Here is a 26,290-nt window from a genome sequence, read left to right as displayed (position 1 = left end):
CTCAGGCTCCCGAACGTTTGCGTTGCCACGACTGCAGGGCGTTGATGACCAGCAGCATGAAGAAAGAGGCCAGCAGCATCACGGTGGCCACGGCGGTGGCGCCCGCGTAGTCGTATTGCTCCAGCTTGCCGATGATGATGAGCGGCGTGATCTCCGACAGCATGGGCATGTTGCCGGCAATGAAGATGACCGAGCCGTATTCGCCCACGCCGCGCGCAAACGCCATGGCAAAGCCGGTGAGCAGGGCCGGGCCGATGGTGGGGAAGATCACGTAGCGGAAGGTCTGCCAGCGCGTGGCGCCCAGGCAGGTGGCGGCTTCTTCCAGTTCCTTCTCGGCGTCTTCCAGCACGGGCTGAACAGTGCGCACCACAAAGGGCAGGCCAATGAAGATGAGGGCGATCACCACGCCGTTGCGGTTGAACGCGAGCGTGATGCCATAGGGCTCCAGAATGCTGCCGACCCAGCCATTGCCGGCCAAGAGTGCGGTGAGCGAGATACCGGCCACGGCGGTGGGCAGCGCAAAGGGCAGGTCCACCAGCGCGTCAATGATCTTCTTGCCCGGAAAGCTGTAGCGCACCAGCACCCACGCGATCAACAGGCCAAACACCGCGTTGACCAGAGCGGCCAGAAACGAGGCTCCAAATGTGAGCTGGTAGGACGCAATGACGCGGGGGCTGCTGACGGCGCTGATGAACTGTTCCCAAGTCAGCGTGAAGGTTTTGAAGACCAGCGCTGAGAGCGGGATCAACACGATCAGCGCCAGGTAAAACAGCGTGAACCCGAGGGTGAGGCGAAAGCCCGGCAGCACGCGTTTGGCGGGCCGCTTGGCAGTCGGGTTGGCGGGGGCGGGAGGGGCTGCAGAAGGGCCGCCGGGCAGCCCCCCTGCCGTGGCGGCAGCAGTCATTTACTTAACGGTGTAGAGCTTGTCGAACTGGCCGCCGTCATTGAAGTGCACTTTTTGCGCTTCGGCGAAGGAGCCAAAGTAGTCTTCCACGCGGAACAGGCTGATGGGCTTGAACACGTTGCTGTACTTCTTCAAGATGGCCTGGTTGGTTGGGCGGATGGCGTGCTTGGCGGCAATCTCCTGGCCTTCATCGGAGTACAGGAAGTTCAGGTAGGCCTTGGCTTGTTCCGCCGTTCCCTTTTTGGCCACAGTGCGTTCCACCACGGCCACGGGGTTCTCCGCCACGATGGAGCTGCTGGGGTGGATGGCGTCCACCTTGCCGGCACCAAACTCCTTGTCCACGCTCACCACTTCGGATTCAAACGTGATCAGCACGTCGCCAATGTTGCGTTGCAAGAAGATGCTGGTCGCGTCGCGGCCACCCTTGGCCAGCACGGGCACGTTTTTGTAGAGCTTGCTCACAAACTCGGCGGCTTGGGCGTCGGTGCCGCCCTTTTTGCGCACTTGGCCCCAAGCGGCCAGGTAGGCCATGCGGCCGTTGCCACCCGTCTTGGGGTTCACCACGATCACTTGTACGCCGGGCTTGACCAGGTCGTCCCAGTCCTTGATGCCCTTGGGGTTGCCGTTGCGCACCAGGAACAGCATGGTGGAGCTGGTGGGTGAAGCACCCTGCGGGAACTTGGCGCGCCAGTCTTTGGCGACCACGCCGGTGCTGGCCAGAAAATCCACGTCCGTGCTGGTGTTGAAGGTCACTACGTCGGCCTCCAGCCCGTCGTTCACGGCGCGCGCCTGTGTGGTGGTGCCCGCGTGCGATTGGTCAATCTTGATGTCCTTGCCCGTGGTCTTTTTGTAGTTGGCAATGAAAGCGGTGTTGATGTCCTTGTAGAACTCGCGGGCCACGTCATACGAAACATTGAGCAGCGTGGTTTGGGCTGCTACCAAATTGCTAGCTGTTAGCGCAAGTGCGGCAAGGGCTAGCGTGGCTTTTTGCTTGAAATTCATAAGGTGCTCCAAAGCGGTATGGTGGTGTGTTCAGGACACAGAACCGCGATTTTGGAGGCCACCCCATCAAACCACAACGAATACTTCGTTGTTTGTATATGCGCTTTGAGGTCTAAGCGTGATTCAGTTCGCCGCCTTGGCCGCAGAGCGGCCCAGGGTCCAGTTCAGGCCCAGACCCGCCGAGGTGCCGGTGGACTGCTGGTACAGCGGGCTGGCGGCATTGGCCGAACCCGCGTAACTCTCGGCCCGCACAAAGGCAAACACCCGCACATCCGGCCCCAGGCTGCGCGAGGCATTGACCGTGAGCCGCGTGGCAATCAGCCCGGCCTGCGCCGTGTAGGCCGGGCGCAGGGCGGTGGCCAGGTCGGCCGGCACGCCGTAAAAGTATTGGTTAAGCCGGCTGTCACCCAGCACCAGGCTGGCACTGGTGGCCATACGCCAGCCCGCGCCCACGTCACGCACCTCGTAGCTGATCTCGGGCTCCAGCGCAAAACCCTGGTTGCGCAAGCCGTTGTTGATCTCCAGCACCGTGCGCAGTGGCAGCTCGTAGCGCACGCGGCTGCCCGCGCTGGGGCGGGCCAGGGTGCCCTTGAGCCGGGGGCCAAATTCAATCAGCGTGCCCAGGTCGGTCATGCCCTGGCGCGCCGGGATGTCTTGGGAGCTGGCGGGCAAGGAGGCCGCAAAGCCGATGTCCAGCTCGGTGTCTTCGGTGCGCAGCAGGCGGGCGCCTACGCCGCCCCGGTCGGACCGGAAGACCTCGCCGCGGTAAATGAAGGTGGGCAGCACCAGCGCCCGTGTGCTGCGTTCGCTGGACGCCGGGTAGGCCGGGCTCGACAGGCCGCCCGCAAACACACCCAGCTCCCACAGCGGCAGGCCCTGCTCTTGGGCGTGTGCCGTAGCCGCCAGGCTGCTCAGCAGTGCCAAGGCCGCCCATGCCGTGCCGTGCAGGCCCCGTGGCTTGGCAGGGCTTGTCATCAGCGCACCAGGCGCACGGCTGCAATGGCGACCCAGCCCAGCACAAAGTTGGCGAGTACCAACTTGTGGATTTGCCCAGCCGCCTTGGCAGCTACTGGCCATTCGGCGGCGGCTACCGCACGCTTGAACTTGCGAAAACCGGCAAAGTAAATGTGCCCAAAGATCAGCATCATGGTGATGCCCAGCACCAGCATGAGGTTCCAGCCCAGGGGCACGCTGCCCACGCCGCTGGCCAGTTTGCTGGCCTTGAAGGCGGCGGTGTAGAGGTGGCTGCCGCTGAAAAACAGCGCCGCAATGGCCACCAGCACGATGGCAAAAAAGCGGCGCCACACCTCACCCATCAGGCGCGCACGGGGCTGGGGCTCCATCAGTGCCAGGGCGGCCGGGCGCAGTGCCAGCAGCATGAAGGTCATGCCCCCCATCCACACGATGCCCGCGACCAGGTGAATCAGTTTGGCGATGTCGTACATAAAACCCTTTGTGCAGCGTGAAGAAGAAGGCTCAGAAGGCCCGGATTGTCGTCTCAGGTGAACAGCTGGTCGCGCGCGGCGGTGGTAATGGCCACCACACACGGGTGGGTAATGCGCCGCTCTACCGACACGGCAAAGAACTCCTCCACCAGCTCATCGGTGCGGCCAATCACTTCCACGCCAAATTGCTCCACGATGTCGGCTTCCATGACGGAGGGCGCCATGAACACGCCCCGGCCTTTGCGGCCAAAGGCGTTCATCAGCGCGCCGTCGTCAAACTCGCCTATCGTGGTGGGGTGGATCTGGTGGTGGCTGAGCCAGCCTTCCCACTGCTGGCGTACCGACGCCTGGGCGCCTTGCAGCAGCATGGGCATGCCGTTCAGGCAGGCTGGAAACGGCCCCTTGAGCTGCGCCTTGAGCGCGGGCGTGCAAAAGAAGCTCATGGCGCTGCGCCCCAGTGGGTGGTTAAACGCCTTGACGCTGATGCGTTTGGACATGGGCTCGTCGGCAATCACCAGGTCCAGCTGGTTCAGCGCCAGCTTGGCCAGCAGGTCGGGGAACTTGCCTTCGCTGCAAATCATGCGCACCGGGGCATCCACCTCCAGCGCGGGCTCCAGCAGCCGGTAGGCCAGGGACTTGGTCACCGAGTCGGCCACGCCCACCTTGAAGTCCAACACCCGGCGTTTGCCGCTGGCCTGGCGCACCGCGTTTTCCAGCTCGGCGCCCAGCGTGAAGATCTGGTCCGCATAGCCCAGCGCCAAACGGCCGTCTTCGGTCAGCTCCATATTGCGCCCGCTTTTCTGGAACAGCTTGCGCCCCAGCCAGTCCTCCAGCAGCTTGATCTGGCCCGACAGGGTTTGTGGCGTAGTGTGCAGCTGCTCGCCCGCACGCATGACGCCACCCGCCTTGGCGGTGACCCAAAAGTAGTGAAGATGTTTGAAGTTCATGGTGCGCCCTCTGAAACAAACCGAAACACTGCGAAATAATCGAAGTAAAAAAATACAAAATACGAATTTACGCGAAGCATATCAGCCCCTACAGTTCGAGTCTTCCTAGTCACTTACTCAAAGGAGTAAACGTATGCGACTCAGTACCCGAGGCCGTTTTGCCATCACCGCCATGATTGACCTGGCCCTGCGCGAAAGTGCGCAGCCCGTGCCATTGCAAGACATCGCGCTGCGGCACCGTATCTCCCTGTCGTATCTGGAGCAAGTGTTTGCCAAGTTGCGCCAGCATGGCTTGGTGGAAAGCACCCGTGGCCCCGGTGGCGGCTACACCCTGGGATTCCGGGGCAACAGCATCACCGTGGCGGACATCATTGGCGCGATTGAAGAACCCGCCGAAGCCAACACCCCGCGCGACGGCGTGCAGGACATGACGCAAGACCTGTGGGCTGCACTGCAGACCACCATCGTGGCGCACATGAAAACCATCACGCTGAAAAGCCTGGCCGAAGAGCAACGCGCGAAGGGTTTCCAGGTGCAAGAACGCAAGCCTGCCAAAAAGGGCGTGCTGCAAAAGATCAAGCCATTGGCACCCGTGCGCACCAATGCGCCCAACTCGGTGTTTGCATTGGCCGGCTCCCTGGCCCTGCGCGGTTAGCTTTTTAAGCCAAAGGGGGCTCTAGCTCTTATGGAGTCTGTGTGAATAGCTCCTAAATTGATAGTGTTTGCGGGCCATTGCCATGGTCGCACGCAGCAGATGCGTGCTGGCAATGCGCTCAGCCCGCCACGAATGCGTCGTGCACGCTCTGGAACACACGGCCTTGCAGCCGTTGCCCCAGGGCCGTGGCTTGCAGCCGGTCCATCACCGGGCCTTTGACCTCGGCCAGCTCTAGCCGAATGCCGCGCGCCGCCAGGCTCTGCTCCAGCGCCGTGAGCATGCCCAGCGCGGTAGCGTCAATCTGGTTGACCGCCGAGCACACCAGCAGCACCCGGCGCACGGCAGGGTCGGCCTGCACCAGCGCTTCGATGCGATCTTCCAGCGCCGTGGCGTTGGCAAAAAACAGGCTCTCGTCCACGCGCAGGGCCAGCAGGCCCGGCACGGTTTGCACCGCGTGGCGCTCCACGTTGCGGAAGTGTTCGGTGCCCGGCACCCGGCCCACCACCGCCATGTGCGGGTGGCTGCTGCGCCACACCAGCACACCCAGCGACAGCGCCACCCCCATCAGAATGCCCGCCTCCACCCCCAGCACGATCACACCGCCGGCCGTGGCCAGCAGCGAGAAGGCGTCGGCCTTGTCGTAGGTCCAGCTGGCTTTGAGTGTGTCCACATCCACCAGGGTGGCCACGGCCACCATGATGCTGGCCGCCAGCACCGCCAGCGGCAAGAAGTAAAACAGCGAGGCAAAGAAATACACGATGAGCGCCATGAAGCCCGCCGTGATGATCGAGGCCAGGGGCGTCTGGGCACCCGCCGCAAAGTTGATGACCGAGCGCGACAACCCGCCGTGCACCGGGTAGGCGCCCGAGAAGGCCGCTGCCACATTGGCCGCACCCAGGCCCCACAGCTCGCGGTTGGGGGCAATGCGCTGCTGGCGCTGCAGCGCAAACGACTGCGCCACCGACACGCTGCCTACAAAACCGACCAGGGTAATCAGCAGCGCAGGCAGCAGCAGCTGGCTCCAGGCGCGCGTCTCGGGCCAGACCCAGGCCAGCGCCGGCAGCCCGGCGGGCACGCTGCCCACCACGGCCACCTGGCGGCTCACATCCCAATGGCCCCAGGCCACCAGCGCCGTACTCACTGCCACCGTGGCAATCGGCGCCATGCGGGCCAGCAGGTCGGCAGCAGTGGCGCCCAGGCCCAAGCGGCGCAGGCCCCGCCCCAAGTAGCGGCGCGCCAGTAGCAAGACCAGCATGCTGCTGCCGCCCAGCGCCAAGGTGGTGAGGTTGGTTTGGGGCAGGGCGCGCCACAGGCCCTGCAGCGTGGCCCAGGTGGAGCTGCTGGGCGCAGACACGCCCAGCACGTGCTTGAGCTGGCCCAGCGCAATGACGATGGCCGAGCCGGAGACAAAGCCGCTCACCACGGGCTGGCTCAAGAAGTAGGCCAGCCAGCCCAGGCGCAGCGCGCCAAAGGCCATGAACATCAGCCCCGAAATCAGCGCCAGGCCCATGGCCAGCTGCACGTATTCGGTGGTGCCCGCAATCGCCAGCGGCTGCAGCGCGCTGGCTGTCATGAGGGCGGCAATGGCCACGGGGCCGATGGCCAGCGTCATGCTAGAGCCCAAGAGCGCGTAGGCCACCACCGGCAGGATGCTGGCGTACAGGCCCATCTCGGGCGGCAGCCCGGCCAAGAGCGTGTAGGCCAGGCTTTGCGGAATCACCAGCACTGCCACGATGAGCCCGGCCGACACATCACCGCCCAACCAGGCGCGCTGGTAGTGGCGCAGCCACTGGGGCAGAAGCTTCTGCATGCAGGCCGTAGCCGTGGGCAAGGGTTTAGCGAACCGTTTGGGCCAGCTCGAACATTTGGCCCGCGCGCATGCCGGAGCGGCAGAAGGCCAGCACGGGGGCTGGCAATTCCTGCAAGGCTTTGTGCATGGCTTGCACCTGCTCGGCGGTGTAAGCGCCGCTCACCACGGGCAGGTGCATGTAGGCCAGTCCGGCAGCTTGGGCCGCGGCCTCGATGGTGCTGCTCAGCGGTTGCTCCGCGCCGCCTTCGTGGTCAGGGCGGTTGTTGAGGATGGACTTGAAGCCCTGGGCCACCGCTTCAACCACGTCTTGTGGGCTGAGTTGGGGGGCCACAAAAAATGCGGGGGTAATTGCACGTGCAGAAATAGCCATTTCAAACTCCTTGTGACAACGCGCGATCCGCGCGGGATTCCAACCATTCAAAAACCAACATGCCCGCCACCATGGCGGCCACAAAAATCCAGACTTTGGCATCGCCCAAGCCCAGAGATACCAGGGCCGGCCCCGGGCAAAAGCCCGCCAGCCCCCAGCCCACGCCAAACAAGGCGCTGCCGCCCAACAAGCGTCGATTAATCACCGTGGCCTGGGGCAGAAAAATGGCACTGCCCAACAGGGTTTTGCTGCGCCCTTTGGCCACAGTGAATGCGCCCAGGCCGACCGCAATGCCGCCACCCATGACCAGGGCCAGGGAGGGGTCCCAGGCGCCTGCCAGGTCCAGAAACGCCAATACCTTGGAGGGGTCGGTCATGCCAGCCAATATCAGGCCCAACCCGAACAGCAGGCCGGCCAGAAATTCAAATGCGCGTTGCAATGTCATGGTGGGCGCTCCTATGCCAGCACGTGGCGAACGATGAACACGGTGGCAAAACCGGTGGACATGAACGTGAGCGTGGCCACCAGGGAGCGCGCCGACAGGCGCGAGAGTCCGCACACGCCGTGGCCACTGGTGCAACCTGCGCCATACCGGGTGCCCACACCCACCAGCAGACCGGCCACTACCAAGGTGGCCCAGTCGGCGTCAATCCGCACTGCAGGCAGAGGTGCCACCCACGAATAGACCAGCGGTGAGACCAACAGCCCGGCAAAAAAAGCCAGGCGCCAGCCGAGGTCGGCACGCTTGGCGCGCAACATGTCGCCCAAGATGCTGCTGATGCCCAGCACCCGCCCGCTCACCACGATGAACAAGGCCGAGGCAATGCCGAGTACAAGACCACCGCCCAGCGATGTCCAGGGGGTGAATTGGTTCCAGTCGATTGTCATGTTGGTGAATCCGTGGAATTTGCGCAAAACTGCCTGTACAAGACTTCGAGCAGGGCCAAGGCCTCGGGGCTGTTGATGCAGTAATAGATGTTTTTGCCTTCGCGGCGGGTGCTCACCAAGCCCTCGTCGCGCAGCACCCCCAGTTGCTGGGACAACGTGGGCTGCAGCACGCCTACCTGCTGTTCCAGCTCCCCCACGCGCATTTCGCCTTGTGCCAGCTGGCAGAGCAGCAACAGGCGGTCCGGGTTGGACAGGGCTTTGAGCAAACGGCAGGCGCTGTCGGCAGACTCGCGCAGCCGTTCCAAGGCCAAAGCCGCAGGGGGAGGAGCATCAGGACGCATGGGGTTCGTTCCGGGCAAGGGAGGTGAATATGCGAGATATTCTATTGACAAACAATATATCAATCAATAAACTATAAATTCACTAGTTGAACTCGCAGGGTCATTCCATGGCAACGCATCCCGTCCCCGCCGTCAAGGCATTTTTCGATCCAGCCACCTGGACCGTGAGCTACGTGGTGTATGCCGAGCCCGGTGGCGATTGCGCCATTGTGGACGCGGTACTGGACTACGATGCCAAGTCGGGCCGCACCAGCACTACCTCTGCCGACCAGATTGCTGACTTCGTACGGGTGCAAAAGCTCACCGTGCAATGGCTTCTGGAAACCCATGCCCATGCCGACCACCTGTCTGCCGCGCACTACCTGCGCGGCATTCTGGGCGGCAAGATCGCCATTGGTGCGCCCATTACCCAAGTGCAAAAGGTCTTCAAGTCCATCTTCCACTTGGACGACAGCTTTGCCCCCGACGGCAGTCAGTTCGACCACTTGTTGCAAGACGGCGAAGTGATTGCCGTGGGGCCTCTGTCGCTGCAGGCTTTGGCCGTGCCGGGCCACACACCGGCATGTATGGCATTTAAGGTCGGGGACGCTGTGTTTGTGGGTGACACCCTGTTCATGCCAGATATTGGCACCGCCCGCTGCGACTTTCCGGGGGGTGACGCGCATGCGCTGTACCAGTCCGTGCAGCGCTTGCTGTCGTTGCCAGACAGCACCCGCCTGTACATGTGCCACGACTACCCGCCTGCGGGCCGAAGTGCCCAATGGGAAACCACGGTGGCCGAGCAAAAGGCCGCCAACATCCATGTCCACGAGGGCGTCACCGAAGTTGAGTTTGTGGCCATGCGCCAGGCACGAGACGCCACCCTGGCCATGCCCAACCTGATCCTGCCCGCTGTGCAGGTGAACATCCGCGCCGGCGCCTTGCCACCGCCAGAGGCCAATGGCGTGGCCTACCTCAAGATCCCGCTGAACGCGCTCTAGGCGCCACGCACCCCAATCCAACCCGCCCGAGGAGGACACCATGACCAGCCTGACACTTCCTACCAGCCCACTGCCCACCGAACCTAGCACCACCAACCCGGACCGCCGCAACTGGATGCTGGCCACCGGTGCGCTGGGCGCCGCAGGAGCCTTGGCCACCGCCGTACCCTTTGTAGCGAGTGTGGCGCCCAGCGAACGCGCCAAAGCCATGGGAGCCGCAGTGGAGGTAGACATTGGCGACCTGATGCCCGGCCAGACCAAAACCGTGGAGTGGCGTGGCAAGCCGGTGTGGATCACCCGCCGCAGTCCGGAGATGGTGGAGGCCCTTGCGGGCCAAGAAAGCAAGTTGGTAGACCCACAATCGCAACGCGAACAGCAGCCGGAATACGCCCAAAACGCCACCCGCTCGCGCACACCTGATGTGTTTGTGGCGGTGGGAATTTGTACCCACCTGGGCTGCTCACCCACTGCGGTGGCTGCCGGCACCAGCAACCCCAGCCTCGATGCGGATTGGGCGGGTGGCTTCTTCTGCCCCTGCCATGGCTCCACGTTCGATGGTGCGGGCCGGGTGTTCAAGAACAAACCCGCGCCCACCAACCTCGAAATTCCGCCCCACTACTTTGCCGGTGCCAACCGGGTCGTCATTGGCGAAGACGCAGCGTAAGCAAATTCACTCCTGAATTAATAGCTGCTCGCGCAGTATTTATAAGGATCCAGGGCACTTTTGACCATCAACCCGACACGTTGAGGCTTGGCTGCGGGGGGCGGATGGATTGCGTGCCGTTATTGCAGCAGCGTTCCAAGGCCGGGACACTTACTCCGCAATAAGGCTGCGCAGCATCCAGGCGGTCTTTTCGTGCACGTCGATACGCTGGGTCAGCACATCGGCAGTGGGTTGGTCGTTGGCTGCGTCCACCACAGGGAACAGCTTGCGCGCGGTGCGAGCTGTGGCCTCCTGGGCCGCCAGCAGGTGGTGGATCATGTCGTTGGCATTGGGCACGCCTTCCACTTCCTTGATGCTGGCGAGCTTCACAAACTCTTTGTAAGTGCCGGGCGCCGGAAAGCCCAGCGCACGAATGCGCTCTGCAATGATGTCGAGAGCTGCCCATTGCTCGGTGTACTGCGCCATGAACATGGCATGCAGGCTGTTGAACTGCGGGCCGGTCACGTTCCAGTGGAAGTTGTGGGTCATCAGGTACAGCGTGTAGCTGTCTGCCAAGAGGCCAGACAGGCCATCCGCAATTTTCTTGCGGTCGCCATCACTGATGCCGATGTCGATTGTCATTCTCTTGTTCAAAGTCTTTGCCATACCAGGTTCTCCTTCAATATCGTGCCCTTCGTGGGCTTGTCGTGTATGTAGCGGTGGCTGCAAGCAGTCAACGCAGGGTCAGTCTATCAACTTGGTCCAGGGCCCGGCGTTGTAAACCGCGTTAAACCCGTTTTTCTTCAACAACATCCGGGCCATCCCGCTGCGGGTACCGCTGGCACAGCACACCACTACAGGGGCTGATCTCGGAATCTCTGCCAACCGTCCACCCACTTTGCAGCGGAATGTTCACGTGCCTGGGCAGGCCCTGCGCAATTCTTGACTTGACGACACCACAACGCTCGCCAGCCCACGCAGCGCGGAAGCTGGCTGTCACTCTCGTGTATTCCCCGCGGATTCAAGTCCGAAGTGCAACTTTGAATTAACCGTTGGGTGGGCGAGAGGAAGCATCCGAGCCCCTCGACCGCCAAGTCAGTTGCCCAATACCTATACACATCTCACCCAACGAACCTACCAGATTGCCATCCTCGCCAAAGCCCATCATGACCAAAGTAGCATTGCGCAACTGATGGGGCGCCACAAGTCAACCTTAGTCGGGAGCTGCGCCGCAACCGGGGTTTGCGCGGCCACCGCCCCAAGCAAGCCCATCAGCTCCACAGGAGCGTATGTCTGCCTGCCAAACGGCCGCGGATTGCTATGCGATATGGGTCGTGGTGGATAGCAAACTTGACCTTGCCGGGTCCCGAACAAATCAGCGCTACCTTGAAGTCAATGGGCAACCGGGCGTCAGTCATGAGAGCACTATCAGCGGATCTACGCCGACACATGCGGGGCACTTTGCACCAACGCACGCTCCAGCCCGCAGAAGCGCGGGGGCCGGAGCGGCGGGCACCATTCCCAATCGTCTCGATAGAGCTACGCCCCACATCGTGGACCAGCGCGCCGATTTGGGGACTGGGAGGCCGATCTGGTCACCGGTGCAGGGCAGAAGCAGGCGCTGGTGACGATGAACGAGCGCACCTCTCGCTTTCTTTGATCGCCCCGTGCCTTCCGCCCGCCGTGGGCGACCCATTGCCTTGTTGCACCGTTCGCACATTCGTGCCCCCCCGCGGCGAGTTTGCGCAGCATGAGCGTGTGGCCTCATCCCTGAACGCACTTCTTCTTTGCGCTCCCTATCCTCCTGGAGCGCGGGGCCAACGAAACAGCGTCTATCCGTCAGTTCTTCCCAAAGAAGAGCCTTTGATTCCATCAAGCAAAAGACATTGCCTTTGCCATGGATCGCCTCAATCATCGTCCCGAAAGTGCCTGGGCTTCAAGACGCCCCATGAAGTTTTTATGAACCAGTTACAGTTCCATCAACAAGCCGTTGCACTTCGAGCTTAATCCGCCCACCATTTCAGCCCAACCATACTCCAACAGAAAGCCAGACTGATTCACTGTCGAAAAAATCATTCAAGTCTACGTGGGTGATTCAAGGTCGGGTGTCTGTGTTGATCATGGTCGGCCATCTGGGCGAAGGTGTTGATGAGTTGATCGCGAAAGAAACGGTCACCTGTTCCGTGAGCGCCTGCGCATGCACACATCCATTCGTCGCGAACCACCAGACCCACCGCATAGGAGCATGCCGCCGCAGCGCGGATGCCCTTTCTTTGCTTACAAAGAGGCCACCAAGCCAGCCAGACAAAAACTCGAACAGACTGTTTCACTACCCGCCAGCTTTCTGGTGCATCTGCGCACGTTACGCCTCCAGTTCATCCATTCGCTGTAGAAGCTATGCCCTTGGCGGACCGCAGCTCGCCACCCAACCTACGTAGGGGGTGGTTTCTGCCAACGCACTCATCGGTAGACCTTCAGGTAGTTGCCTTCGAACCATCGCTTGGCCCAGTGGAACAGGCGGCTGGGCGGCAACAGAACTACGTCTGCATTGCGGAACACTAGTGTGCCGTGGTCCAGCGCGTCGATGATGCAGATCAGCTCCACCTTGAAGGTGGCCAACCAGTCTCGCCGCGCAGTCCTCCCACTTTTCCGCAGGCTTGCTCCCATGGGGCTTGCTTTGGCATCCAGTCCGGCCCCGGAAAGCTGCCGGAATCACCCACTACATACACATGTTGTGCCCTTCTACGCGGCACTGGCATCGGCTTTGAGCATGCCGCCAGGTGAGCGAGTCAAGGAGTCTGATCAAACCACGATTGCCGGAAGACCGGCAGAACGGACAGGTCGGCGATTCACCACCTCCTGACACCTTGTCGCCTCAAGCCCTTTGTCCCTGCTTTCCTCTCATTTTTGTAACAGTGCGCAACACTTTGTACCCAGCCGTTCCAGCCGTTGGGGGTAAACACAATTTCAAACTTGTCGCACGGCCTCACACGAACTCCGCATACCACAAAAACTCAAACATGACCACCCCTACCGCCACTGCTCGTTGGGCCCGCAAACCACATGTGCCACCGGTCATAGCTCGCGCGGTCCCGGTTTCTCCGCGCGTCCCTCGCAGCGGGCGTGCCTCCTTTTATAAACGTCCGCCCAGCTGACACGCGTCGTGACTACATCACCCAAGTGGTGCGCACCGTGCGACCATCTTCGCTCAGTCCAGTGACATCAGCCGCGATGGGCGCACGTTCATACGACGTAAGAAATTGTCCAGCGGCACCACCAACTGTTCGCGGCGGCGCAGACCACTGGGATCCAGATGATGCCCGGTAGATAGTGGAGTTCGGCGTGAGGTGCAATGGTGTGATCCCGACCTTGCTTTGCGCTTTCGTTTCGCGCCGGTGAGAGTGCGCCGAGCCCGAACCGATGATGCTGTGTGCGGTGTGGTGGCATTGGTAGTTAGCCTCATCGTTGTGGAGGTTCATGGGCGAGAAACCATGGGCTAGGAATTCATCTCGGGAGCAACGGGCAAAAAGGGGTTCCAGCGGCGCCGGTCCATCACAGTGCTGACAACGTGGGTCGTCGGGCGTGCCCAGAGAACAGCAGCGTTTCGTTGGGCAATCTCAATATGTGTGCGGTTGTGCTGTCCCACAGTGCACCCGGTGCTGCGGCGAAGGGCTGGTGCGGGCAGTCGGCAATGGTTAATAGGCCACCGCAGAAACAGCGATCCCGCCAGCTAAAGCTCATGCAATTGGCTGTGTGGCCGGGCGTGTGCCACGCATGCATGACTTCGTCGCCAAAGGGAAATATGGCGCCGTGCTCCGGGCGAAAGCAATCAGGGGCTGGATGCCCCTGTATTCGCTGGGCGTTCCAACGTGGCCAGAGCCTGTATTCATCCTGGGGCTGGAGATCGTCGTGGTGGTGGGTGCAGTGCCCAGCGAAGACGGAATTGGTACTCAGCCAGCAAAGCGCGGATCAAAGGAAGGTCACGCGCCCGCGGGTCGACGAGAACAGCTTCCTCGGTGACCAAGACGGCCAAGAGGTAGGTGAGTTCCTCCGTTCTCTCATCGCGCAGGATGCGGAAATACACCTCACATGCTCCAGCGCAGGTAGGCGGCAAGCAGCAGGGCCACACTGCATGACCAGCCGGAAAAGAGTAGTTTCCATACGCTGGCGTGCGGGACAAAACCGACACCGCGCACCATGCCCGCACTCATGGCCCAGAACAGTGCGAACGCCAAGCCGTGGTCAGGGCTGCCGTCGGGTCGCGCAAAGGCCAGTGGGTAAATGCTTCCACCCAGCATGATGAGCAACGCGGCCAGCAGGCTGGGGAAATGCATGCTCGATGCGGATGGGTGTTGTCAACGCTGGTGGCGTTCATGGGCCGTCTTTCTTGCGTGCTACCGCACGACTCTCTTCGTTTTCACCCCACATGGCGTTGAGTACCGCCAGAAGCACCGCAAAACCAACACCTAAAACCCAAGCGAAGTACCACATAGAAAACCTTTCGCGGCGCAGTGCCGCGCCAATGAAGACAGAAGAAAAGGGCGAGAGTGGGCTTCAATAGGCCGCATGGTCGTTCTCGCGAATGTACGCCGCCGTAACTTTGCCGCGCATCACGCTGTACGCCCATGAGGTGTAGCCAATGATGAGTGGCATGAAAATCAACGTGGCCCAGAACATGAGGCCCAATGTGAGGTGGCTGGAGACGCTATCCCATGCCGTCAGGCTGGCAGACGGCATGGAGCTCGAAGGCATCACAAAGGGGAACATGGAGGCCCCTGCCGTACCGATTACACCCACCAGCGCGAGCGATGAGCTGACAAATGCGCTCAGGGTCCACCGCCTGCGCAGCAGTAACGCCGCCATCAGGGCTCCCAGCACGCCCAGAGCAGGCAGCAACCAAAGCAGGGGCTGCCGGCTGTAGTTGGCCATCCATGCTCCTGCTTCTCGGACCACCGTCTTGGTGAGCGGGTCGGGCAATCCATTCACATCCACGGAAGAGGTAATGCGGAAGCCCGGAATACTTTGCATCCATATGCCAGCGCCAATGAATGCCAGCACCATGACCAGGGCGGCGATCGTGGTTGCTTTGATCGTCCGTGACTGAATTTCGCCCTCGGTCCGGTGTGCCAGGTAGGCGCCTCCTTGCATCGTAATCATGGCGCTGCTCACGACCCCCGCCAGCAAAGCAAAGGGGTTGAGCAGCTCCCAGAAACTGCCGGTGTAAGTGGAAACCATGTACTGATCGAAATGAAACGGCACGCCCTGGAGCAAGTTGCCAAAGGCCACGCCGAAAATGAGCGGCGGGACAGAGCCACCGATAAACAGGCCCCAGTCCCAAGTGCTGCGCCAAGTGGCGTTGTGGATTTTGCTTCGGTAGTCAAAGCCGACTGGGCGAAAGAATAGCGCCCATAACACCACCAACATGGCCCAGTAAAAACCGCTGAAGGCCGTTGCGTAGACCAGTGGCCATGCTGCAAATATCGCTCCACCCCCGGTGATAAACCAGACTTGGTTGCCATCCCAGTGGGGGCCGACGGTATTGATCACCACGCGGCGCTCAACATCGTTGCGTCCCACAAATGGCAGGAGTGTCCCCACGCCCATATCGTGGCCATCCATGATGGCAAAACCGATTAGCAAGACGCCAACCAGTACCCACCAGATGATTTTCAGGGTTGAATAATCAAACATCGTGATTCCTTTTATGCGTGTGCCACGGTGCCATGCAGAGGTTCGTTGGCGTAGCGACCGGTGCCCAAGCTACCCGGTCCCATCCGGGCAAACTTGACCATCAGGTACATCTCCACCACCAGCAATACGGTGTAGAAGCCGATGAAGCCAGCGAGTGAACCGTAGAGGCTGTTTACGCTCAAGGTGGAGACGCTCAGGTGTGTTGGAAGTACGCCGTAGATCGTCCAAGGTTGGCGACCGTACTCGGCGACAAACCAACCAAGTTCGCACGCAAGCCAAGGTGCTGGCAGCATCCACAAGGCGGTTTTAAGCAGCCACGGTTTCTGCATACAGGCCGATTTCAACGTACTCCAAAAGGCAAGTCCGAACAGCAGAAGCATTGCAAAGCCAAGGCCAACCATGATTCGGAAAGCCCAGAACATGGGTGTGACACGCGGCACCGTGTCGTTGACTGCTCTTTCGATGATCTCTGGTGTGGCGGTATTGACGTCGACCACATATTTCTTGAGCAAGAGCCCAAATCCGAGATCGGTTTTATATTTTTCGAACACTTGTTTGGCGACGGCGTCTTCCCTGTTGGCGCGCAATGCTTCCAAAGCGTTCACTGCAATGATCCCTTGCTGGATGCGCTCGCGATTCTTGGCCTTGATATCGTGGATGCCGGGTATTTCTTTGGTGATGGAGCGTGTGCCGATCAGCCCCATGACCCATGGAATCTCAACCTCCCAGTTGTTTTTTTGTTCCACCTCATTGATGTCAGCGATGAGAGTAAGCCCTGCCGGCGCGGGCTTGGTCTCCCACATCGCTTCGATGGCTGCCATCTTTGTTTGCTGGGCTTCGCCGACGGTGTACCCGGATTCATCGCCCAATACGATCACACTCATCACGGAAGCGAGACCGAATGCTGCTGCAACCCGGAAGCTGCGCTTGGCAAATTCCACATCGCGTTTTTTAAGAAGGTACCAGCTGGAAACTGACAAAACAAACATCGCGCCGGTGACATACCCAGCAGATACTGTGTGCACAAATTTGGCCTGAGCGTCCGGGTTGAACACAATGGCCCAGAAGTCCGTCATTTCCATGCGCATGGTCTGGTAGCTGAACTCTGCGCCGACCGGGTTCTGCATCCAGCCGTTGGCAATCAAAATCCACAAGGCGGAGAGGTTGGTACCCACCGCCATCAGTGTGGTGACTAACAAGTGCTGCGTCTTGCTCAGGCGATCCCAGCCAAAGAAGAACAAACCAATCATGGTGGATTCAAGGAAGAAAGCCATGAGGCCTTCAATGGCCAATGGCGCCCCAAAGATGTCACCCACGTAGTGGGAGTAATAGGCCCAATTGGTACCGAACTGAAACTCCAGCGTGATGCCCGTGGTGACGCCGAGCGCGAAATTGATTCCGAACAGTTTCCCCCAGAAGCGCGTCATGTCCTTCCAGACCACATTCCCGGTCATCACATAGACGCTCTCCATGATCACCAAAAGCCAGACCATTCCGAGGGTCAGGGGGACGAAGAGAAAGTGGTACATGGCAGTCGCTGCAAATTGCTGCCGTGACAGATCCACCAGTTGTTCCGAAATCATGGTTGGGTTCCTTTTGCCTGGGTAAGGGCGGGTGCGAGAAACTGCGTGGAAACGCTGTTGCTATCAACCGGCACATGCTGTTCCCGCACAAAGAGCCACCACAAACCCATCAGTGCAACCAACTTGATGGCCAACACGATGATGAGTTTTTTAACGAGGGTCTTGTCTGAGAGATTCATGGCGGGACATCTTGATGCCGATCAACGCAGTCAAGATCCGTGCCATCACAAAAATATTAAAATATCCTTTTATATCAACCACTTACGTGCTTTTGTGTTTTGATCGTTACCTAGGATGGCAGTCGTAATGCGCCATAATTGGCACACAAAGCCATAAATGGCACATATGGGTTCGGTGAAATAGGAGACACATGTGGCACTACTACCAGAGTTGCTGTCTTATCTAGACGGTTTGCAAGAACCGCACATCTTGTTTGACAAGCAATACCGAATACTTGCTGCAAACAAGGCATATCGAAAGCAATTTAGCCCGGACCACAGCGTGGTGGGACGCACCTGTTACGAGGTGTCCCATCATTTCAGTGTTCCATGCGACCAAGCGGGGGAGTCGTGTCCTTTGGCCAGGGCCCGGGAGTCCGGGCAACGCGAGCGCGTATTGCACCTTCATCACACGCCCCGGGGTGAGGAATACGTCAACATTGAGTTGGCGCCATTGCTGGATGCCCACGGTGAGCAAACCTTTTACGTTGAAAAAATGCAGGCCCTGGAGGTTGCACACGGGAAGCCGGTTGCGAAAGGGCTCATTGGCCGCTCACCCGCTTTTCAATCGATGTTGGAGTTAGTGGCCCGGGTAGCACCCTCGATGGCTTCCGTCTTGCTTCTCGGAGAGTCAGGTACTGGCAAAGAGTTGGTAGCGCAGGCTTTGCATGAAGCCAGCGAGCGTTCGCGCAAGCCGTTTGTGGTGGTTGACTGTTCAAGCATTCCAGAGAATCTTTTCGAGTCAGAGATTTTTGGCCACGAACGTGGCGCTTTTACAGGCGCCACCAATGCGCGTGGCGGTTTGGTGGAGTCGGCCAGTGGAGGCACTCTGTTTCTGGATGAGGCTGGCGACATACCGCTGACGATGCAAGTCAAGCTACTGAGATTGCTGGAATCAGGCACCTATCGACGCGTCGGTAGCACGGAGTTGCGCCATGCAGACATCCGGGTGGTCTCCGCAACCCACAGAAACCTAACTGAAATGGTCGCGGCTGGCACATTTCGGGAAGACCTCTACTACAGATTGGGAACTTTCCCTGTCCATCTACCGCCGCTGCGGGACAGGAAAGAGGACATCCCTTTGCTTAGTGCCGCTTTGCTCGAACGGATTGATCCAAAGAGGAGGCTTCAATTGAGTGAGGCGGCGGAAAGCTACTTGAAGGCGCAGCCGTTTTACGGCAACGTACGCGAACTACGGAATCTTTTGGAACGCGGTTCAATCCTTTGTGATGGAGAAATCCTGGAGCCCGACCATCTGCAAAAAGCGACCCAATCGGGTGTTCAAAATCAGGTGAGACCGAGGGCTCTGCAGGGAGGTTTGGATGCAGTGTCTAGGTCAGAGCCTTCAAAAAAAACCTTAAAGGCGGTCGAGGACGAGGCCTTTAAAGCGCTTGTTTCTGCTCATCGCGGTAGCCGCACAGAGCTGGCTCGGAGCCTGGGCATCAGTACGCGCTCTCTCTACAGGAAGCTCAAAGCTTGCAGTTTGGAGTCCTAGCGAACGCCTCCTGACGGCCACTAAGGCTTTTTAGCCCCGCTGCAAATAGACTTTCACGAAGCTGCTTTTGAGTGTTTCGCCTAGGGCGGGCAGCGCATCTGTTTGCTGGTTGCGGGTCGCAGCAACCACCGCATCCAGGTTGCGCCGGATCGCCTGGATGTCCGCATCCTGGGCTTCTGCCTCCACGGCGGCAAGCTTGTCACTCACACCGGGATAAAGGGCTGCCAACTTGGCCATGTCCTTGGCCTGGGCAGCTTCAAGTACCAGCTCCATGGCGTCATGAAAATCAACCAGCGCCACCGCCAGCAAAGAGAAGCCATTGCGCTTGAACACCTCTTGAAACACAGGCCGCACTTGCTCCAGTGCTAGGTGCGCAGCGTGCAAATCGCCGGTCTTCACAAGCCCGGCCACGTCGCCCACCATCCGGCTTACCCGGTCCAGATCGGCAACCCATTGCGTATCGCCGCGCAGAGCAAACGGTTGGTAGTGGGTGTACTTGCTTGCAAACCCTTCCAGGGCCGGCACCAGCAGTGCGTACTGGGCATTGGCTTTTTCCCGTTCATTCTTGCCAGTCAGAAACAAGGTCTGTTTGTAGAACCCGTTCATGGCATTGAAGTCTTCAAGGAAGAACTTGCGACTGGCAAAAGCACTTGCGTAACTGCCCCCCACCAGCGTTGCCAGCAGCACGGCCCAGGCCACGCCGGTTCGTACCGGGCTAACCGCAACTGCGTTTGCGGTGCGGGTACGGATGCCCAGCAATCGGTACAGCGGGCAAAAATTCAGCGCAGCGGTGGCTAGCATCACCACACTGGCGGCATAGGCGACCCACTGCCAGGCCCCGCTGAGCCAAAAGAAACCCAGCATCAGCAGGCAAATGCCTGCTAGCGAGCGCACAAAACGGTCTATGGGGTGGGTATTAGCCATGGTCAGGTCCTTGGTTGAGTTCGGTGGCCGACAGGCCCAGGGTGTAGGTCAGCCAGCTGCTGGTCGCGGTGACGCTCCAGAAGGCGAAGAAGGCCAGCGTGTAAACGCCCTGCTGGCCCAGACCCCAGCCACGCGCCCAGCCTTGCAGGTCGTGTGGGTCAAACAGGGCAAACACCACCATCTCCATCACACAGGCCGCCAGAAACGCGGGCCAGACCACCAGCATCCACTTCTTTTGCATAACGCCTCCTTCAGCGGGGAACAATAAACACCGACTTCTCCACCACCTTGGCAGCGCTCTGCTGCGCAGAGATGGAAAACTCGAACGGATGGGAGCCCGCCACGGCGGCCTCGTAGGGGATTTGCACCCGCACCGCCACCCAGCGTGCTTGCGCGGGGCCAATGGCCAGCGTGGGCTGGTCCATGGAGGCCTCGATGCCGTCCAGTCCGGTGGCCTCCACCACAAACTCTTGCGCCTGCTCGGTGGCGTTCATGATCTGCAGGCGGTAAACGTTTTCCATCTTGCCGCCGGCCACGATGCGGGCCAGCGTGCCGCGGTCACGCACCACGTCTACCTTGAACGGGCTGCGCAGCGCCAGGCTCACACCCATGGCCACCAACACCGTAGCCAGAATGCCGACGTACACCAACACCCGCGGACGCAACACATGGCGCAGGGTCTGGGCGCGGGTCCAGTGTTGGTGCACTGCGTTTTGGGTGGAGTACTTCACCAGGCCACGGGGGTATCCCACCTTGTCCATCACCGAGTCACACACGTCGGCGCAGGCGCCACAGCCTATGCACTCGTACTGCAGGCCCTTGCGGATATCGATGCCTGTGGGGCACACCTGCACACACAGGCTGCAGTCCACACAAGCCCCCAGATTCAAGGCGCGTGGGTCGGCCTTTTTGGAGCGGGCGCCGCGTGGCTCACCGCGTTCGCTGTCGTAGGTCACGATAAGCGTGTCCTTGTCGAACATGGCGCTCTGAAAGCGGGCATACGGGCACATGTATTTGCACACCTGCTCGCGCATGTAGCCGGCAAAGCCATAGGTGGCAAAGCCGTAAAAGAAGATCCAGAAGGTTTCCCAGGGGCCCAGCGTCCACTGCAACACCGCGCCACCCAGGGCGTGGATGGGTGTGAAGTACCCCACAAACGTAAAACCCGTCCACAGGGCCAGTGTGATCCACATGCCTTGGGTGGCGCCTTTGCGCCAGACCTTGTCCCAGTTCCACGGGCCGGCGTCACGGCGCATGCGGGCCGAGCGGTCGCCCTCTGCAAGTTTCTCCAGCCACAAGAAGATTTCGGTGTACACGGTTTGCGGGCAGGCATAGCCGCACCACAGGCGGCCCGCCACTGCGGTGAACAGGAACAGTGAAAACGCCGAGATCACCAGAATGCCCGTGAGGTAGATGAAGTCCTGCGGGTAGAGCACCAGGTTGAAGATGTAGAAGCGCCGCGCGCCCAGGTCAAACAAGACCGCCTGGCGTTGGCCCCACTCCAGCCAAGGCGTGCAATAAAACACCAGCTGCGTCAGAAACACCAGTGCCCACCGCCACTTGGCGAAGTAGCCCGAAACACTGCGCGGATAAATCCTTTTGTGCGCCTCGTACAGGGCCACCATTTCCGGCTCGGCGCCAGGCGGCGCTTCGATGGGGCTGCGGTCGCCGGATACGGCGATGGGTATCACCTTGCGGTTGGAGTCGGCATCTGGGTTCATAAAAATACCTGAAGAGCTTTGACCATGTGTTGCATCTAAAGCATACGGGTATGGGTATAAAAAATGATGATTTAAATCAATTATTAACGCGAATCCCGTTGAATTTCGTCTCCAGCGCCTAGATGTTTCGGTGGGAGTTTGGCCAATCTGCGCAAGTTTGTGGGGAAATTTCAAAAATGTCTTGATACCCAATGGGGTATTAAATATACTACGTAGGGTATCAAGGAATCATCATGCCCCACATCACCTACATCCAGTCTCTGCGTCACCGTCACCTCGGCCTCATGGCAAGCATGGGCTTGGCTGCGGTGTTGGCATGGGTTCCCGCAAGCGTGAAGGCGCAGGCTTCCCCGACATTCACCGTCGGCCTGAAGCAAAGCGGCGCCAGCACCTTTCTGGACGGTGTGGTCCAACCCGTCAAACAGAGCACCGTGTCAGCCCAGGCGTCTGGCCGTATTGCCAGCTTTGTGGTGAAGGCGGGCGACAAGGTCAAAGCCGGCCAACTGCTCGCCACCATTGACGACCGCGAAGCCTCGGTAGGCCAGCAGCGCAGCCAGGCCCAGGTGGACCAAGCCGACGCTGACCTGCGCAACGCCAAGGCCAACTACGACCGCACCAAAGATTTGCAGGCCAAAGGCTTCATCAGCCAGGCCGCGCTGGACACCGCCGATGCCCAACTCAAAAGTGCCAAAGCCCAGCGCGACCAGGCCAGCGCCGCCATCCGCCAAAGCAGCCTGGCCCAGGGCTTTACCCGCGTGACCGCCCCGTTTGATGGCTGGGTGCTGCAGACTGACGCGCAAGCGGGCGACCTTGCCGTGCCCGGCAAGCCCCTGCTGGTGATCTACGCGCCCCTGCCCCTGCGCGTGGTGGTGCAAGTGCCAGCCTCCCGTGCAGCACTGGTGGGCGAGGCCGCCAATGTGCAAGTACAGGCCGGTGAAGCCCTGCCCGACGCCTGGATCACCCCTAGCGCCACCAGCGTCATCCCGTCTTCGGACCCAGTTTCGCAAACCACCGAGTGGCGCCTGGAACTGCCTGCCGCCCAAAGCGCGGGGCTGGTGCCCGGCCTGCAAGTGCGGGTGAAGTTCAGCGCCGCTGCAGCCGCCAACCGCAGCTTGCTGGTCGTGCCAGAGCAGGCCATCGTCCGCCGCGGTGAGCTGACGGCGGTGTACGTGAAGAGTGGCGAGGTCTTCACCCTGCGCGCCGTACGCCTGGGCCAAAAGTTGGGCGCCGAAGGCACCGAAGTACTGGCTGGTTTGAAGGCCGGTGACGTGGTGGCGCTGGACACGGTGCGCGCCGCACAGGCCCGCCCCTCCGCCAAATAAGCCGCCACCACCGAACCGAGGCTGCCATGCACGCTCCTGAATCCACTCCCCAAAAACTGGGTGCCTCCGGCCGCATTGCCGCAGCTTTCCAGTCCAACGCCCTCACACCTTTGTTGGCGCTGGTGGCGCTGCTGCTGGGCCTCTTTGCCGTGTTGGTCACCCCGCGCGAAGAAGAGCCCCAGATCAACGTCACCATGGCCAATGTGCTGATCCCCTTCCCCGGGGCCAGCAGTGCCGATGTGCAAAACATGGTGGCCAAACCTGCCGAACAGGTGCTGGGCCAGATTGCCGGCATCGAACACACCTACTCCGTCTCCCGCCCCGGTGTGGCAGTGCTCACCGTGCAGTTCAAGGTGGGCGTGCCCCGCACCGAAGCGCTGGTGCGCCTGTACGACGTGCTCAACGCCAACCAGGACTGGCTGCCCCGCGACCTGGGCACCCTGGCACCTATCGTCAAACCCAAGGGCATTGACGACGTGCCAGTGGTCGGCATCACACTCTGGAGCCCCGAGGGCACCCCCGCCAGCGAGCTGGAAGCCGTAGCCCACACGCTGGAAGCCGAACTCAAGTCGGTGCCCGGTGTGCGTGAAGTCACCACCATTGGTGCCCCCGGCCGCTCCATCCAGATCGACATCGACCCCACCCGCATGCGCGATCGGGGCGTGGATTTGCTGAGCCTGCAAAAAACCATTGCCGCCGCCAACTTCGGCATGCCCGCCGGTAGCGTGGTGGACAACCAGGCCAGCCCAGGCGGCGCTCAGATGCTGAGCGTGGAGGCCGGTGAGTTCTTGCGCAGTGCCGACGACGTGGCCGACATGGTGGTCGGTGTGAGCAAGGGCAAGCCCGTGTTCCTGCGTGACGTGGCCCGCATCAGCACCGGTACCCAACAGGCCGGCAGTTATGTGTGGTTCATGCAAGGCGCGGCCAATGGATCCAACCCCAGCGGCGTAGCCGCGCCGGCGGGCCAGGCGTTGCCTGCGGTAACCATCCAGGTCACCAAGAAGCCCGGCGAAAACGCAGTGGATGTATCGCGCGCCGTGGGCGAACGTTTGCAGGCGCTGCAAAACACCGTCATTCCCGGCGACATGCAAGCCACGGTGACCCGCGACTACGGCGAAACCGCCGCCGAAAAAGCCAACAAGCTGATCCAGAAGCTCGCTTTCGCCACCGGCTCCGTCATCTTGCTGGTGGGCTTTGCGCTGGGCCGCCGCGAGGCACTCATCGTGGGCGCGGCCGTGATCCTGACGCTCACCGCCACGCTGTTTGCCAGCTGGGCCTGGGGCTTCACGCTCAACCGCGTATCGCTGTTCGCCCTCATCTTCTCCATCGGCATTCTGGTGGACGACGCGATTGTGGTGGTTGAAAACATCCACCGCCACCAGCAGCTCACCCCACACGATTCGCTCAAAGACATCATCCCCCGCGCGGTGGACGAGGTGGGCGGCCCCACCATCCTGGCCACGCTGACCGTGATTGCGGCCCTGCTGCCCATGGCCTTTGTGTCCGGCCTCATGGGGCCGTACATGAGCCCCATCCCCATCAACTCCAGCCTGGGCATGGCCATTTCTCTGGCCATTGCCTTCACGGTGACGCCTTGGTTGGCGCTCAAATTCATGCGCGAGCATGGTGCGGGCCACGCGGCACACACCGCCACTGCCACGGCACAGCCCGGCAAAGTACAGCGCATTTTTGACCGTGTCTTGATGCCCTTTTTGCAAAGCACACGCAAGCGCTGGTATCTGTTGGGCGGCATTGTGGGCGCGCTTCTGCTCTCGGTCAGCCTGGCGCTGGTGCCCAGCTCCATGGTGGGCGTGGTGCTCAAGATGCTGCCCTTCGACAACAAAAGCGAGTTCCAGGTGGTGGTGGACATGCCCGCCGGCACCGCGCTGGAAGACACCGCCGCCGCCCTGCAAGACCTGAGCGCCTACCTGGCCCAACAGCCCGAGGTACTGAACCTGCAAGGCTACGCGGGCACTGCTTCACCCATCACCTTCAATGGCTTGGTGCGGCAGTACTACCTGCGCGCCGATGCCGAGCAGGGCGACCTGCAAGTGAACCTGGTGGACAAGCAACACCGCAGCGAAAAAAGCCATGTGATCGCCCAGCGCTTGCGCCCGGCGCTCGAAGAAATTGCTGCCAAACACGGCGCCCGCATCAAGGTGGTGGAAGTGCCACCCGGCCCACCCGTCATGTCGCCCCTGGTGGCTGAGGTGTATGGCCCCGACGAGGCCGGCCGCCAGGCGCTGGCTGCCAAGATTGCCCAGTCGTTTGACGCCACCGGTGACATCGTGGGTGTAGACACTAGCCTGCGTGAAGACGCCCCGCGCGCGTTCCTGCGCGTGCGCCGCCAGCGCGCCGAATCCCTGGGTATTCCGGTGGCTGCAGTGGCGCAGACCGTATCAGGCGCACTCAGCGGTGCCGATGCGGCTTACCTGCACGACGGCCAAAGCAAATACCCCGTGCCCGTGCGCATTCAGCTTCCGCTGGAAAGCCAGGTTGGGCTGGAGCGCATCCTGGGCCTGTCACTGCGGGCCGCCAATGGCCAACTGGTGCCACTGTCTGAGCTGGTCACCGTGGAGCGCGGCATCATCGACAAGCCCTTGTTCACCAAAGACCTCAAGGGCGTGAGTTATGTGTTCGGTGACATGGCCGGCAAGCTCGATTCGCCCTTGTACGGCCTGGCAGCCATCCGCAGCACCATGGCCAGCGCCGCCAAAGAAGGTGACGCCGCAGTGGGCGAATACTGGATTCACCAGCCCACCGACACCTACCGCGGCTACGCGCTCAAGTGGGATGGCGAATCACAAATTACCTACGACACCTTCCGCGACATGGGCGCCGCCTACGGCGTGGGCCTCATCCTCATCTATCTGCTGGTAGTGGCGCAATTCAAGAGTTACCTCACGCCGCTGGTCATCATGGCGCCCATTCCGCTCACCATCATTGGGGTGATGCCGGGCCATGCGCTGCTGAACGCGCAGTTCACCGCCACCAGCATGATCGGCATGATTGCGCTGGCCGGCATCATCGTGCGCAACTCCATCTTGTTGGTGGACTTTATTGAGCTGCAGGTGAGCCAAGGCATGGTCTTCCGCACTGCCGTGTTGCAGTCTGCTGCGGTGCGTGCCCAGCCCATTGTGCTGACCGGTGTGGCCGCCATGATCGGCGCCTTCTTCATCCTGGACGACCCCATCTTCAATGGCCTCGCCGTCTCCCTCATCTTCGGCATCTTGGTGTCCACCGTGCTCACGCTGGTGGTGATACCTGTCTTGTATTACGCGCTGTACCGGCGCCGTATGGAGTCGCGCGAAGACGCGGCCCTCTCAGGTACTTAAACCCTACTCAACCAGG

At 60.9% G+C, this 26,290-nt stretch carries 27 protein-coding genes; 6 read left to right on the top strand and 21 right to left on the bottom strand.

Annotated elements, in window-relative coordinates:
* Position 1: 1 nt before the first annotated feature.
* The 5 genes from cysT to nhaR form a co-directional block, all read right to left on the bottom strand.
* Positions 2-904 (bottom strand): sulfate ABC transporter permease subunit CysT, encoded by a 903-nt coding sequence (gene cysT, locus U5O12_RS09425; RefSeq protein ID WP_322578387.1) that lies wholly within the window; start codon positions 902-904, stop codon positions 2-4.
* Positions 905-1,906, bottom strand: coding sequence for a sulfate ABC transporter substrate-binding protein (locus U5O12_RS09420; protein WP_322578386.1), 1,002 nt, complete (start codon positions 1,904-1,906; stop codon positions 905-907).
* A gap of 123 nt (positions 1,907-2,029) precedes the next feature.
* Positions 2,030-2,881 (bottom strand): MipA/OmpV family protein, encoded by an 852-nt coding sequence (locus tag U5O12_RS09415; protein WP_322578385.1) that lies wholly within the window; start codon positions 2,879-2,881, stop codon positions 2,030-2,032.
* Positions 2,881-3,351 (bottom strand): CopD family protein, encoded by a 471-nt coding sequence (locus U5O12_RS09410; RefSeq protein WP_322578384.1) that lies wholly within the window; start codon positions 3,349-3,351, stop codon positions 2,881-2,883. The genes U5O12_RS09415 and U5O12_RS09410 overlap by 1 nt, the downstream gene beginning before the upstream one ends.
* Before the next feature lie 53 nt (positions 3,352-3,404).
* On the bottom strand, positions 3,405-4,298 hold the full coding sequence (nhaR, locus tag U5O12_RS09405; protein ID WP_322578383.1) for a transcriptional activator NhaR: 894 nt from the start codon (positions 4,296-4,298) through the stop codon (positions 3,405-3,407).
* A 133-nt stretch (positions 4,299-4,431) separates the two neighbouring features.
* Between nhaR and U5O12_RS09400 the strand changes: the two genes are divergently transcribed.
* Positions 4,432-4,953 carry an Rrf2 family transcriptional regulator gene (locus tag U5O12_RS09400; RefSeq protein WP_322578382.1) on the top strand — a complete coding sequence of 174 codons (522 nt, stop codon included), beginning with the start codon at positions 4,432-4,434 and terminating at the stop codon, positions 4,951-4,953.
* 118 nt (positions 4,954-5,071) lie between these two features.
* On the opposite strand, the gene U5O12_RS09395 is transcribed toward U5O12_RS09400, so the two are convergent.
* The 5 genes from U5O12_RS09395 to U5O12_RS09375 are packed head-to-tail and all read right to left on the bottom strand — an operon-like array spanning position 5,072 to position 8,362.
* The gene (locus tag U5O12_RS09395) at positions 5,072-6,763 is read right to left on the bottom strand and encodes a SulP family inorganic anion transporter (RefSeq protein WP_322578381.1); all 1,692 of its coding nucleotides are present in this window, start codon (positions 6,761-6,763) and stop codon (positions 5,072-5,074) included.
* Positions 6,764-6,788: 25 nt separating this feature from the next.
* Positions 6,789-7,133 (bottom strand): TIGR01244 family sulfur transferase, encoded by a 345-nt coding sequence (locus U5O12_RS09390; RefSeq protein ID WP_322578380.1) that lies wholly within the window; start codon positions 7,131-7,133, stop codon positions 6,789-6,791.
* A gap of 1 nt (position 7,134) precedes the next feature.
* Positions 7,135-7,578 carry a DUF6691 family protein gene (locus tag U5O12_RS09385; protein ID WP_322578379.1) on the bottom strand — a complete coding sequence of 148 codons (444 nt, stop codon included), beginning with the start codon at positions 7,576-7,578 and terminating at the stop codon, positions 7,135-7,137.
* A gap of 11 nt (positions 7,579-7,589) precedes the next feature.
* Positions 7,590-8,021 (bottom strand): YeeE/YedE family protein, encoded by a 432-nt coding sequence (locus U5O12_RS09380; protein WP_322578378.1) that lies wholly within the window; start codon positions 8,019-8,021, stop codon positions 7,590-7,592.
* A complete protein-coding gene (locus tag U5O12_RS09375; protein WP_322578377.1) occupies positions 8,018-8,362 on the bottom strand; it encodes a metalloregulator ArsR/SmtB family transcription factor in 345 nt (114 codons plus the stop codon). Before U5O12_RS09375 ends, U5O12_RS09380 begins: the two co-directional genes overlap by 4 nt.
* A gap of 107 nt (positions 8,363-8,469) precedes the next feature.
* Here U5O12_RS09375 and U5O12_RS09370 point away from each other — a divergent pair, with 107 nt between their 5' ends.
* Together U5O12_RS09370 and petA are read left to right on the top strand one after the other, a co-directional pair.
* Entirely contained in the window at positions 8,470-9,342 is an 873-nt protein-coding gene (locus tag U5O12_RS09370; RefSeq protein ID WP_322578376.1) for an MBL fold metallo-hydrolase, read from the top strand.
* 40 nt (positions 9,343-9,382) lie between these two features.
* Positions 9,383-10,006: a ubiquinol-cytochrome c reductase iron-sulfur subunit gene (gene petA, locus U5O12_RS09365; protein WP_322578375.1), complete on the top strand. Its 624-nt coding sequence runs from the start codon at positions 9,383-9,385 to the stop codon at positions 10,004-10,006.
* Between the two features lie 150 nt (positions 10,007-10,156).
* Here the strand turns inward: petA and U5O12_RS09360 are convergent, their stop codons facing one another.
* The 8 genes from U5O12_RS09360 to cydP form a co-directional block, all read right to left on the bottom strand.
* Complete coding sequence (locus U5O12_RS09360; protein ID WP_416221473.1) at positions 10,157-10,651, bottom strand: Dps family protein; 495 nt, start codon at positions 10,649-10,651, stop codon at positions 10,157-10,159.
* Positions 10,652-12,445: 1,794 nt separating this feature from the next.
* A complete protein-coding gene (locus U5O12_RS09355; RefSeq protein ID WP_322578373.1) occupies positions 12,446-12,604 on the bottom strand; it encodes a hypothetical protein in 159 nt (52 codons plus the stop codon).
* A 548-nt stretch (positions 12,605-13,152) separates the two neighbouring features.
* Positions 13,153-13,464 carry a hypothetical protein gene (locus U5O12_RS09350; RefSeq protein ID WP_322578372.1) on the bottom strand — a complete coding sequence of 104 codons (312 nt, stop codon included), beginning with the start codon at positions 13,462-13,464 and terminating at the stop codon, positions 13,153-13,155.
* 606 nt (positions 13,465-14,070) lie between these two features.
* Positions 14,071-14,319, bottom strand: coding sequence for a cyd operon YbgE family protein (locus U5O12_RS09345; protein WP_322578371.1), 249 nt, complete (start codon positions 14,317-14,319; stop codon positions 14,071-14,073).
* A 37-nt stretch (positions 14,320-14,356) separates the two neighbouring features.
* Positions 14,357-14,476 carry a cytochrome bd-I oxidase subunit CydX gene (cydX, locus tag U5O12_RS09340; RefSeq protein WP_322578370.1) on the bottom strand — a complete coding sequence of 40 codons (120 nt, stop codon included), beginning with the start codon at positions 14,474-14,476 and terminating at the stop codon, positions 14,357-14,359.
* 63 nt (positions 14,477-14,539) lie between these two features.
* A complete protein-coding gene (cydB, locus tag U5O12_RS09335) occupies positions 14,540-15,676 on the bottom strand; it encodes a cytochrome d ubiquinol oxidase subunit II (RefSeq protein ID WP_322578369.1) in 1,137 nt (378 codons plus the stop codon).
* 11 nt (positions 15,677-15,687) lie between these two features.
* A complete protein-coding gene (locus U5O12_RS09330) occupies positions 15,688-17,259 on the bottom strand; it encodes a cytochrome ubiquinol oxidase subunit I (protein ID WP_322578368.1) in 1,572 nt (523 codons plus the stop codon).
* The gene (gene cydP / locus U5O12_RS09325) at positions 17,256-17,438 is read right to left on the bottom strand and encodes a cytochrome oxidase putative small subunit CydP (RefSeq protein WP_322578367.1); all 183 of its coding nucleotides are present in this window, start codon (positions 17,436-17,438) and stop codon (positions 17,256-17,258) included. The genes U5O12_RS09330 and cydP overlap by 4 nt, the downstream gene beginning before the upstream one ends.
* 250 nt (positions 17,439-17,688) lie before the next feature.
* Here cydP and U5O12_RS09320 point away from each other — a divergent pair, with 250 nt between their 5' ends.
* Positions 17,689-18,972, top strand: a complete 1,284-nt coding sequence (locus U5O12_RS09320; protein ID WP_416221472.1) for a sigma-54 interaction domain-containing protein — start codon at positions 17,689-17,691, stop codon at positions 18,970-18,972.
* Positions 18,973-19,002: 30 nt separating this feature from the next.
* Here the strand turns inward: U5O12_RS09320 and U5O12_RS09315 are convergent, their stop codons facing one another.
* From U5O12_RS09315 to ccoG, 3 genes are read right to left on the bottom strand one after another with little or no spacing between them, the layout of a single operon-like run.
* Positions 19,003-19,896: a DUF2892 domain-containing protein gene (locus tag U5O12_RS09315; protein WP_322578365.1), complete on the bottom strand. Its 894-nt coding sequence runs from the start codon at positions 19,894-19,896 to the stop codon at positions 19,003-19,005.
* Positions 19,889-20,137 (bottom strand): hypothetical protein, encoded by a 249-nt coding sequence (locus U5O12_RS09310; protein WP_322578364.1) that lies wholly within the window; start codon positions 20,135-20,137, stop codon positions 19,889-19,891. Before U5O12_RS09310 ends, U5O12_RS09315 begins: the two co-directional genes overlap by 8 nt.
* Before the next feature lie 10 nt (positions 20,138-20,147).
* Entirely contained in the window at positions 20,148-21,617 is a 1,470-nt protein-coding gene (ccoG, locus tag U5O12_RS09305; protein ID WP_322578363.1) for a cytochrome c oxidase accessory protein CcoG, read from the bottom strand.
* A gap of 233 nt (positions 21,618-21,850) precedes the next feature.
* Here ccoG and U5O12_RS09300 point away from each other — a divergent pair, with 233 nt between their 5' ends.
* Both U5O12_RS09300 and U5O12_RS09295 read left to right on the top strand, forming a co-directional pair.
* Positions 21,851-22,939 (top strand): efflux RND transporter periplasmic adaptor subunit, encoded by a 1,089-nt coding sequence (locus tag U5O12_RS09300; RefSeq protein WP_322578362.1) that lies wholly within the window; start codon positions 21,851-21,853, stop codon positions 22,937-22,939.
* A gap of 26 nt (positions 22,940-22,965) precedes the next feature.
* Positions 22,966-26,274 (top strand): efflux RND transporter permease subunit, encoded by a 3,309-nt coding sequence (locus U5O12_RS09295; RefSeq protein WP_322578361.1) that lies wholly within the window; start codon positions 22,966-22,968, stop codon positions 26,272-26,274.
* The last annotated feature ends 16 nt before the right edge of the window (positions 26,275-26,290 follow it).

This window comes from Rhodoferax sp. (genome assembly GCF_034519335.1).
In the GTDB taxonomy this organism is placed as follows: domain Bacteria; phylum Pseudomonadota; class Gammaproteobacteria; order Burkholderiales; family Burkholderiaceae_C; genus Allorhodoferax.
The sequence above is the reverse complement of the archived record's forward strand: the minus strand, read 5'-3'. Positions and strand labels throughout refer to the sequence as shown.